General features: G+C 52.6%; 6 protein-coding genes. 5 read left to right on the top strand and 1 reads right to left on the bottom strand.

Going from position 1 to position 8,481, the window contains the following annotated elements:
- Window positions 1-409 precede the first annotated feature (409 nt).
- The 5 genes from VGC33_RS16175 to idnR all read left to right on the top strand — a co-directional run bounded on the left by VGC33_RS16175 (window position 410) and on the right by idnR (window position 6,044).
- Window positions 410-949 (top strand): AAA family ATPase, encoded by a 540-nt coding sequence (locus VGC33_RS16175; protein ID WP_331121799.1) that lies wholly within the window; start codon window positions 410-412, stop codon window positions 947-949.
- Window positions 950-1,659: 710 nt separating this feature from the next.
- Window positions 1,660-2,691: an L-idonate 5-dehydrogenase gene (gene idnD, locus VGC33_RS16170; RefSeq protein ID WP_331121796.1), complete on the top strand. Its 1,032-nt coding sequence runs from the start codon at window positions 1,660-1,662 to the stop codon at window positions 2,689-2,691.
- 53 nt (window positions 2,692-2,744) lie between these two features.
- Window positions 2,745-3,509, top strand: coding sequence for a gluconate 5-dehydrogenase (idnO, locus tag VGC33_RS16165; protein WP_331121795.1), 765 nt, complete (start codon window positions 2,745-2,747; stop codon window positions 3,507-3,509).
- A gap of 82 nt (window positions 3,510-3,591) precedes the next feature.
- Window positions 3,592-4,911 (top strand): gluconate:H+ symporter, encoded by a 1,320-nt coding sequence (locus VGC33_RS16160; protein ID WP_331121794.1) that lies wholly within the window; start codon window positions 3,592-3,594, stop codon window positions 4,909-4,911.
- 140 nt (window positions 4,912-5,051) lie between these two features.
- Entirely contained in the window at window positions 5,052-6,044 is a 993-nt protein-coding gene (gene idnR / locus VGC33_RS16155) for a DNA-binding transcriptional regulator IdnR (protein ID WP_331121793.1), read from the top strand.
- A gap of 76 nt (window positions 6,045-6,120) precedes the next feature.
- Here idnR and fhuE read toward each other — a convergent pair whose 3' ends face one another.
- On the bottom strand, window positions 6,121-8,304 hold the full coding sequence (gene fhuE / locus VGC33_RS16150; protein ID WP_331121792.1) for a ferric-rhodotorulic acid/ferric-coprogen receptor FhuE: 2,184 nt from the start codon (window positions 8,302-8,304) through the stop codon (window positions 6,121-6,123).
- Between the last annotated feature and the right edge of the window lie 177 nt (window positions 8,305-8,481).

The following is an 8,481-nucleotide window of genomic DNA, read 5'->3' as shown; positions in this document are numbered from 1 at the left end:
CTATAGTTGGGAATCGTTACGGAGCCATTGAGAATCATTCTGCCACCATACTGCTTCATTCATATTTGTATCTCTTGAGCACTTACAGGTTGCATTGGTAGGCTAATGTTGCTGGCCGGGCTTTCGGGCCCGGTAATTTTTCCACCATCGCCAGGTTCCATTTTCGCTCCAACAACCTAAGGTATTGACAGGATGCCGATAACTTAACGAATCAGATTGAACAAGGGGTTCAGTGAAGCTGTTTGAAGTGTAGGACAGATTCTCCCTCCGCCGGCGGCATGGGTAACCTGAACGCTAATACGAAACCAACCTTACTGACAGCAACCGGGGAGGCTTCGCCCCAGGGTAACGCAATGTAAAAACTGCAAATAAATTCTAGGATGGAAATCATATCGAGGAATTGGAAAAAATGAATCGCTACGTTGTTATTTCTGGCTGTTCCGGCGGCGGCAAGTCCACAATACTCGCTGAGTTAAAGCGGCTCGGCTATACCGTAATAGAAGAACCCGGCCGGCGCGTGGTGAGCGAAGAGATGAAACGAGGCGGCCAGGCATTACCCTGGATTAATATGGCGGCGTTTTTACGCAACGTTATTCAATTGGCCGTCACCGATTGGGCCAAGGCCAACACCGCAAACGAATGGATATTTTTCGATCGGGGGGTGGTGGACGCGGCGGCCAACCTTGAGCACATAACAGGGAAACCTTATTTAACGCGCTATGGCATTGCCCACCGTTATTATCGACAGGTTTTTTTAACCCCACCCTGGCGCGAAATTTATGCCGAAGATCCCGAACGGCGGCATTCTTTCGCTACCGCTTTGGCTGAATACGACCTGCTGGTAACGGCTTACCCGGCGTTGAATTATGACATTGTGGAAATACCGAAAATCAACGTAGCGGATCGGGCCAGATTTATCCTCAATGCATTGTCCGGAAACTTGGAATAATGGCGTTTCCCCCCACAGGCCGCAGGCTGTAACAGCCCTGAATTTATCCCTCGCAACGCGTGCGCGGTCCATTAAACCGGCGACGCCCCCCTCTATACTGGAACCATAGTATCCGCTGGGTTCACGCTGCATCCTTGCCATGACCTCGGAAAATATCGCCAGCATTACTGATATCGCCTCGGGCGCCGTTTTCCCTCAAATTTTGTGTTTGGCTCATTATCCGCGCCGTCTAATGGAAAACATAAAAATACACCCAAATAATACAGGACAAGCTGAATTAATAAAATATTACACATCGGAATATAACTTATTATTCATCGGAATATAGCGCGTCATACCCGTTGTACGATAAAAACGATAGCACCGTTATGGCTGATGATGCATAAATTCACCACAGGCATTAACGGATATCTGGATCGGCCGTGCTTATATATTGCCTTTTTATAAGAGCCGCACCCTCAACTACGATATTAATTATCGGGATAAAACGCCCTGACCACGTAATTAACCTCTGTTTTGGCAACAGCCTACCCTGCCGTTTTTTTACTTTATTTCCTTTTCTCCCTGGACTGAAGTTGCTTTTTATTAAGTCAATCACGTTATGCGTTACATCATTTTCGTTACATCATTTTTAAGTGACATTCATCACAGTTTTGCACATCCATTGCCGATTAACTGCACCTCAACGACATTACCGTTAAGGAAATAAAATGAACATTGATACCCAGTCTTGTGTGGTTACCGGGAAAAAATCCGTTGCCGTTGTGGCGCAGAATGTTGAATATTCCGGCCAGGGAACCTTGGTTAAAATATCGCGCGGCGGCATTTGCGGTTCCGATCTGCATTATTATCAGGAAGGTGCGGTCGGCAATTTTAAAGTACGCCAGCCCATGATCTTGGGCCATGAAGTTATCGGCCATGTGGTAAAAAGCGATGCGCCGGGGCTTAAGGTTGACCAGAGCGTGGCAATCAACCCCAGCAAACCCTGCAAGCAGTGTAAATATTGTCTGTCCGGTGAGGAAAACCAATGCATTAATATGCGTTTTTTTGGCAGCGCCATGTATTTTCCGCACGTGGACGGTGGATTTACTCAATTTAAAGTAGTGGACACCGACCAGTGCATTCCATTTGATAATACGCTCGATGAGCGTGTCATGGCCTTTGCCGAACCCTTGGCGGTGGCCATTCACGCGGTGCATCAAGCCGGGGACGTGAAGGGCAAAACGGTGTTCGTTTCCGGCGTCGGGCCTATCGGCAGTTTGCTGGTGGCGGCCGCCAAGGCGTCGGGCGCGCGGGAAATCGTCTGCGCCGACATGAGCCAGCGTTGCCTGGATATCGCCACCCGGATGGGCGCCGGCAAAACCCTGCATGCGGCCAACGGTGATTTCGCCGCCTACGCCGATGAAAAAGGCTATTTCGATATCTCTTTTGAAGCCTCGGGCCATCCCCAGTCCATTACCCGCTGTCTCGAATTAACCCGGGCCAGGGGCACCTTGGTCCAGGTCGGCATGGGCGGGGTTACGCCGGAGTTCCCGATGATGATGGTGATTGCCAAGGAGATCAAGCTGGTGGGGAGCTTCCGTTTTACCAGCGAATTCAATACCGCCGTCACCTGGCTGGGCAACGGCACCGTCGATCCGCTGCCGTTGTTATCCGGTGAATATCCGCAGGCCGAGCTTGAACAGGCGCTTAATTTCGCGGCCGACAAGTCTTTGGCGTCAAAGGTGCAGTTGGTGTTTTGAACATGTGGTAGTTGCTTTGAAAAAGCCATGGATTTTAAAAATAGGAATTTATTATGAACGATATCTTTTCACTGAAAAATAAAAAAGCGCTGATTACCGGCTCCGCCCAGGGCATTGGGTTTCTATTGGCCAATGGCCTGGCGCAATCAGGCGCGGAAATCATCGTCAATGATATTACCGTCGAGCGCGCGGAAAAAGCGGCGCAGCAATTAAGAGACAAAGGATATATCGCTTACTCCGCCGCGTTTGATGTGACGCAAAGCCAGGCGGTCAATAGCGCAATAGCGCAGATTGAATCCGATATCGGGCCTATTGATATTTTGATCAATAACGCCGGCATTCAGCGCCGCCATCCTTTTACCGAGTTCCCGGAAAAGGATTGGAATGATATTATCGCGGTAAATCAAACGGCGGTTTTTTTGGTATCACAAGCCGTCGCCCGCAATATGATTACGCGTAACCAGGGAAAAATCATCAATATTTGCTCGATGCAAAGCGAACTGGGCCGCGACACCATTACCCCTTATGCGGCGTCGAAGGGCGCGGTTAAAATGCTGACCAAGGGCATGTGTGTGGAACTGGCCCGTTATAATATCCAGGTGAATGGCATCGCCCCCGGCTATTTTGATACCGAGATGACCAAGGCCCTGGTGGATAATCAGGAATTTACCGCCTGGCTAACCAAACGTACCCCGGCGGCCCGCTGGGGAGACCCGCAGGAACTTATCGGCGCGGCGGTATTCCTGGCGGCTAAAGCCTCTGATTTTGTCAACGGCCACCTGATATTTGTTGACGGCGGAATGTTGGCCGCAGTCTGAAAATAAATATAAATATAACAAATAAAAATAAATGACGGGGCCGCCCGCGGGCGACTCTTCGTCATTAGCATGGGGATTGTATATGCCGATTATAATTATTGCATTGGGAGTCATGTTACTCCTGATATTAATGATCAAATTTAAAGTGAATGGTTTTATCGCCCTGGTGTTTGTGGCGGCGGTGGTGGGTATTGCCGAGGGCATGACACCGCTGGCGGTCATGCACTCAATTCAAAATGGCATCGGCGGTACCCTGGGCGGATTGGCGATGATCCTGGGTTTCGGCGCCATGCTCGGAAGGCTTATCTCCGATACCGGCGCCGCCCAGCGCATCGCCACAACCTTGATACAATTTTTTGGCAAACAGCGCATCCAATGGGCGCTGGTGATAACCGGGCTGGTGGTGGGCCTGGCAATGTTCTATGAAGTGGGTTTTGTTCTGTTGCTGCCGTTGGTGTTTACCATAGTGGCCGCTTCCGGGCTGCCTTTGCTCTATGTGGGCATTCCGATGGTGGCCGCCCTGTCGGTGACCCATTGCTTTTTACCGCCGCATCCCGGCCCTACCGCTATCGCCATTATTTTTAACGCCAATCTGGGCACCACGCTGATTTATGGTCTGATTATCGCTATCCCCACCGTGATCATCGCCGGGCCGCTTTTTTCCAAGCTGCTGAAAAAATTTGAAAAAGAACCGCCGGCGGGTTTATTTAACCCGCGAATTTTCACCGAACAGGAAATGCCCGGTTTTGTGGTCAGCGTAACCGTGGCCATTATCCCGGTGATCTTGATGGCATTGGCCGCGGTAGCCGACATGACCCTGCCGAAAGACGATGCGCTGCGGCTGTTGCTGGAATTTATCGGTAATCCCGCCGTGGCGCTGTTCGCCGCCATTGTATTGGGCATTTTCACCCTCGGCCTGCGCAGCGGACGCCAAATCGGCCAGGTGATGGATATCTTGGGCGACTCCATTGCCGCCATCGCCATGATCATCTTTATTATCGCCGGCGGCGGCGCGTTTAAACAGGTCCTGGTGGACAGCGGCGTCGGTGATTTTATCGCCAACATCATGCGTGGCACGTCCATGTCGCCGCTTATCATGTGCTGGTGCGTCGCGGCGTTGTTGCGCATCGCGCTGGGTTCGGCCACCGTGGCGGCGATCACCACTTCGGGCATTGTGTTGCCGATTATCGCCGTTACCCATGCCGATCCGGCGCTGATGGTGCTGGCGACCGGGGCGGGCAGCGTTATCGCGTCCCATGTTAACGATCCGGGCTTTTGGCTGTTTAAAGGCTATTTTAACCTCAGCGTGGCTGAAACATTAAAAACCTGGACGGTCATGGAAACACTGATCTCGTTTATCGGATTGGCCGGTGTACTATTGCTTAATATGATCATCCATTAAGCGACGCACAGGAAACAAAAAGCCAGGCCGGGGAGATGCTCCAGGCGCGTCCAGTGTGACGGATTGCTTAGCGTACGCGCAAAAGGATTTCCCCGGGCTGCCGGCCATGCCTGCCGGACCGGGATCTCAGAGAGGAAGGAATGAAAAAATACCGGGTCAGCATGCAGGACATCGCTACGTTTGCCGGTGTCACCAAAACCACGGTCAGCCGTTATCTGCGCACGCCTGAAAAAGTCGCCAAGGCCACCGGGGCCAAAATTGCCGGCATCATCGAAGAACTCAATTATATTCCAAACCGGGCGCCGGAAATGATGCTGAATTCCATCAGCCATTCCATCGGCATCCTGGTGCCGTCGTTTAATAATCAGGTATTTTCCGACGTGCTGGCCGGCATCGAGTCCGTGACCTCGGTGAATAATTACCAGACCTTAATCGCCAATTATAATTACAGCAAGGAGACGGAAGAACAGCAGATTGTCAACCTGCTGTCCTACAGCATCGACGGCATTATCCTGATGGAAAAAGAACATACCCTGCGCAGCATCAAAAGCCTGCTGGCCGCCAAAATCCCCATTGTTGAAGTGATGGATACCCGTGAGGAGTTTATGGATATCCAGGTGGGTTATGATAATCAGGAGGCGGCGTTTGATATGATGTCGACGGTGTTGGCCAGCGGCAAACGCCGGGTTGTTTATCTTGGCGCGCGCGACGATTTGCGCGACCGCCAGCGCTACCAGGGGTATGCCCGGGCGATGAAGTCCTACCATCTGAACCCGTTAATGCTGACCGCTAATGAAATATCCTCGTTTTCCCTTGGCGCCGATATATTTAACCAGGCGTTAAAACGCTTTCCCGATCTGGACGGCCTGTTTTGCACCAATGACGACATCGCCGTGGGCGCGCTATTGGAATGTTTGCGGCAAAATATTCCCGTTCCCGGGGATATCGCCATCGCCGGTTTTCATGGGCTGGATATCGGCCGGGCCATTACCCCCCGTCTGGCCAGCGTCATTACCCCCCGCATCGGCATGGGAAAATGCGCGGCGGAAATGGTGCTGAAAAAAATCCGCCATGAAGATGTCAATTATTCCATTGATTTGGGCTATCAGATTTTCAAAGGAGGGACGATTTAACGCCGCTGTTAAAACCGCGGGTTACCGGGTATGGATGCCAGAGGACAAGGCGGGATATCTCCCGCCCTGTTTATTATCAGAACGTGTAGCCCACGGTCACCGACATATTGCGCGGCGCGCCATAGACCGCGTAAGGGCCGAGGTAGTCGTAGTACTCTTTATCAAACAGGTTGTTGATATTGCCCTGCACCGAAAGCTGGCGGGTGATCTGGTAGCGGCTGAACAGGCTGACCAGCGCGTAGCTGCCCTGATCGGCGCGCATCGTGCCCTGCGGGCCGTAGGCGTCTTGCCAGGTATGGTTTTGCCAGTTTACGCCGCCGCCGACCGCCAGATCGGGCAGTATCGGCAGTTGGTAACGGGTAAAGAGTTTCAGCGAAGTGCGTGGCAGGAAGGAGTTAATCGCATTGTCGTCTTTATCCGCGGCAATATAGCGGGCGCCGCCGAAGGTCACCTGCAAATTATCGGTCACCGCGCCGTTAAGCTCGAACTCAACCCCTTTGCTGACGGTGCCGTTAACGGCGCGGTAAGCGGTCTCGGTGGTGCCGGGGATATAGGTGCCTTCATCTTGCGCCACATTGTCCTGCTCGATGCGGAACACCGCGACAGACGCGGTCAGGCGGCTGTTGTACCAGTCGCCCTTCAGGCCGGCCTCATAGTTTTTCCCGGTGGTGGGATCGAGATAGTTTTTATTGATATCCCGTGCCGTTTGCGGCTGGAAGATAGAGGTATAGCTGGCGTAAGCGGACCAGGTATCGTTGATATCATAAATCAGGCCGGCGTAAGGCGTGACATCGTTTTTATCACTGGTGGCGGTCGATCCGTTGGCGCGCCAGTCGGTGTAGCGCGCGCCGACAATCAGGTGCAGCGGATCGGCAAGGGAAAAACGGGCCGCGGTATAGACCGATTTTTGCCGGATGGTGTCGTTGGAATAATCAACCCATGGGCTCCAGTCCGCGTCGGCGATATGGCCGTTCCAGTTGTTATAATTGCCGATATCGGACTCGGTGATGGTGGCCTGGGAATTGAAAAAATGATTGTTCTGTTTGCTGTAGCTGGCGCCGGCCACCAGTTCATGCTGCCGGCCCAGCAGCTCAAAGGGGCCCGTGGCATAGGTATCGACGGAATCCAGCTTGCGTTTGCCCTTGTTCCAGCCGCCGTAGGCGGAAATGCCCTGGCCGGTGTCCTTATCCGGGAAACCGTCGGCATACATCAGCTTGGAATCGAAATCGGTTTCGGCATGGGTGCCGTTTACCCGCAGTTGCCAGCCGTTATCAAAGCGCTGGGTTAAATCGGCAAACACTTTTTTCGACTCATGATTGGAGTAGCTCCAGTCAGGCGCCGGATTGAAGCTGCGGTCGAAGTGAGTGCGGCTGCCGTCGCTGTACCAGGTCGGCAACCCGCCCCAGGTGGGGTTCGACGTGTCGCTTTCCTGATAGTCGTATCCCAGGGATAAGGTCGTGGACTCGGTCAGATCGGCGTCGATTACGCCATAAATAAACTTTTTGCGGTTATGATAGCGATCGAGCCAGGTATCATTATCCTGGTAACCGGCAATAACGCGCCCACGCACATTGCCGGAGTCCGTTAGCGGCGCGGACAGGTCCGCCACCATGCGCTGCTTGTCCCAGGTACCGTAAGTGCCTGAAACAGTGCCCTGGAATTCACGGCTATCGGCGTGTTTACGCACCATATTGACGGCGGCGGAGGGATTGCCCGAGCCGGTCAACAGCCCCGTTGCGCCGCGCACCACCTCGATACGATCGTAAATGGCGGTATCCGAACCCGAGTCGCCGAAGTTCCAGACATCGCTGAGGGTGGTGGGAATATCATCATAAAGAAAATTGTTGATGAAAAACCCGCGGGAATAGTATGTCGAACGATCGGAGTCAATGTTATTGGCGTTAATACCCGTGGTATTGGTCAGGGCTTCGCCTACGGTTTGCAGGTCCTGATCCTGCATGCGCTGCTTGCTGATGATGCTGACGGACTGGGGGATATCACGCGGCACCAAGAGCATTTTTGTCCCGGCCCTGGTGACCGGCACACTATAATCCTGCCGGTCGGTGCCGGCTTCGCCGTTTGCCTGGGCATCGACCACCATGGTTTCGTCAGACGATTTTTTGCCGGCGGGCGGCGCGGCCAGCGCCAGATTGAAAGATGAGGTCACCAAGACGGCGATAAGGGATAAGGCAAATACACCGCCCGATGGATTTTCCCTGCGCCCATTGGCGGTTTTTATTACCCCTGGCACTGACTGCATTATCGTTCTCCATAAGATTGTTATTATCACATCGATTCAGTCAGTTAAATGAACTGTTCCCGGTTCGCCACGGCTTTTGCCCAGACTGTTTTATTGGATGTCACGATGTGAACAAAAAAAGATAATGAGAATACTACTCATTAGCTTTACATGTGTAAATAAATTTAACGGTTGTAA

Source organism: Acerihabitans sp. (genome assembly GCF_036398755.1).
Classification (GTDB): Bacteria; Pseudomonadota; Gammaproteobacteria; order Enterobacterales; family Enterobacteriaceae; genus Acerihabitans.
Note: the sequence above shows the minus strand (reverse complement) of the source record. Positions and strands in the feature narration are given on the sequence as shown.

Bases quoted from the DNA above. Each gene is read 5' to 3' on its own strand.
- VGC33_RS16175 (WP_331121799.1), top strand. From the start codon at position 410: ATGAATCGCTACGTTGTTATTTCTGGCTGTTCCGGCGGCGGCAAGTCC.
- idnD (WP_331121796.1), top strand. From the start codon at position 1,660: ATGAACATTGATACCCAGTCTTGTGTGGTTACCGGGAAAAAATCCGTT.
- idnO (WP_331121795.1), top strand. From the start codon at position 2,745: ATGAACGATATCTTTTCACTGAAAAATAAAAAAGCGCTGATTACCGGC.
- VGC33_RS16160 (WP_331121794.1), top strand. From the start codon at position 3,592: ATGCCGATTATAATTATTGCATTGGGAGTCATGTTACTCCTGATATTA.
- idnR (WP_331121793.1), top strand. From the start codon at position 5,052: ATGAAAAAATACCGGGTCAGCATGCAGGACATCGCTACGTTTGCCGGT.
- fhuE (WP_331121792.1), bottom strand. From the start codon at position 8,304: ATGCAGTCAGTGCCAGGGGTAATAAAAACCGCCAATGGGCGCAGGGAA.